The 1,524-nt window shown below is 72.8% G+C and carries 2 protein-coding genes; both read left to right on the forward strand.

Going from position 1 to position 1,524, the window contains the following annotated elements; all coding sequences use genetic code 11:
* Positions 1–40: 40 nt before the first annotated feature.
* Positions 41–445, forward strand: a complete 405-nt coding sequence (locus tag FJ251_16345; GenBank protein ID MBM4119270.1) for a hypothetical protein — start codon at positions 41–43, stop codon at positions 443–445.
* A 5-nt stretch (positions 446–450) separates the two neighbouring features.
* Positions 451–1,524, forward strand: a 1,074-nt coding sequence (locus FJ251_16350) for an NADH-quinone oxidoreductase subunit N (protein MBM4119271.1), incomplete at its 3' end; no start/stop codon positions are given.

Below are 1,524 nucleotides of genomic sequence, written 5' to 3' on the forward strand. Positions count from 1 at the left end.
GACCCTCGCCTCAATTGGACTTCCAGGCCTCAGTGGGTTCGTGGGCGAGTTCCTCATCCTCCTCGGCGCCTTCAGAGCGGCGCCGGTCTTCGCGATCCTCGCGGCGCTGGGCGTCGTGCTCGGCGCGGTCTACATGCTGTGGATGGTGCAGCGCGTCTTCTTCGGCCCCTTGACGCGCGAGGAGAACCGCAGCCTCGGCGACCTCTGCCCGCGCGAGTGGCTGCTGCTCCTGCCGCTCGCGGCGCTGATGCTCTGGATCGGCCTCTATCCGAGACCCTTCCTCGGCCGCATCGAGGGGTCGGTGGCCGCGCTGCTCGCGAGCGCGCGGCCCGGTGCCGCTGCGCCCGTGCCGGCGGCGGCGCTGATGGGCCATCCGGAAGCGCTGGCTCCGGCGCCCGGGGCGCTGCCTGCGGCCTCCCCCTCGACCCCTAGCCGCGGAGAGTGAGCGCCGTGGACTGGACTCTCAGCCTCGTCGCCCCCGCGATCGTCCTCGTCATCGCGGCGATGCTCGTGCTGCTCGTCGAGCTGCCGCGGCGCCGCGCCGGGCGCGGCGAGGGCTGGCTCGGGGAGGCGATCAGCGGCCTCGGCTTCCTCGTCGCCACCGGCCTCGTGCTGCGGCACTGGGGGGCGCCGACCCAGGTCGGCTTCGGCGGCCGCCTCGTCCAGGACGCCCTCGCCACCTACTTCGACCTGCTCTTCCTCGGCATCGGCGTCGCCATCCTGCTGATGGCTCTGCCCTACCTGCGCCGCGAGGCGCTGCCGCGCCTGGAGTTCCTCGCGCTGCTGCTCTTCGCCGTCACCGGCATGCTCCTGATGATCGGCGCGACCGAGCTGATCACCTTCTTCCTCGCCCTCGAGCTGCTCTCGATGGCGCTCTACGTGCTCGCCGGCTACCAGCGCGGCCACGCGCGCAGCGTGGAGGCGGCGATCAAGTACTTCCTGCTCGGCGCCTTCGCGAGCGCGCTCCTGCTGATGGGCATGGCCCTGCACTGGGGGGCGACGGGCAGTCTCGCCCTGCACGCGGCGGCGCCCGTCGGCGCCGGCGGCGCGCACAGCCCGCTGCTCGCCAGCGCCGGCTTCTGGCTGATCCTCGTCGGGTTCGCGTTCAAGGTCAGCGCCGTGCCCTTCCACTTCTGGACGGCCGACGTCTACGAGGGCAGCCCGGCGCCCGTGGCGGCGCTGATGGCGACGGGCACCAAAGCGGCGGCCTTCGGCGCCCTGCTGCGCCTGCTCGGCCCCGGCCTCGCGCCGCCGGCCGCGGAGTGGGTGCCCGTGCTCTGGTGGCTGGCCGTGCTGACGATGTCGGTGGGCAACCTGATGGCCATCGTCCAGAGCAATCTCAAGCGCATGCTGGCCTTCTCGAGCGTCGCCCACGCGGGCTACCTGCTCGTCGCCGTGGTGACGGCGACGCCCGGGGCCGCGAGCGCCCTGCTCTTCTACCTCGTCGCCTACACCTTGATGAACCTCGGCGCCTTCGCGATCGTCGGGCTCGTCGGCCGCAAGGGCGAGGAGTACCAGTCGGGG

Source organism: bacterium (genome assembly GCA_016873475.1).
Classification (GTDB): domain Bacteria; phylum Krumholzibacteriota; class Krumholzibacteriia; order JACNKJ01; family JACNKJ01; genus VGXI01.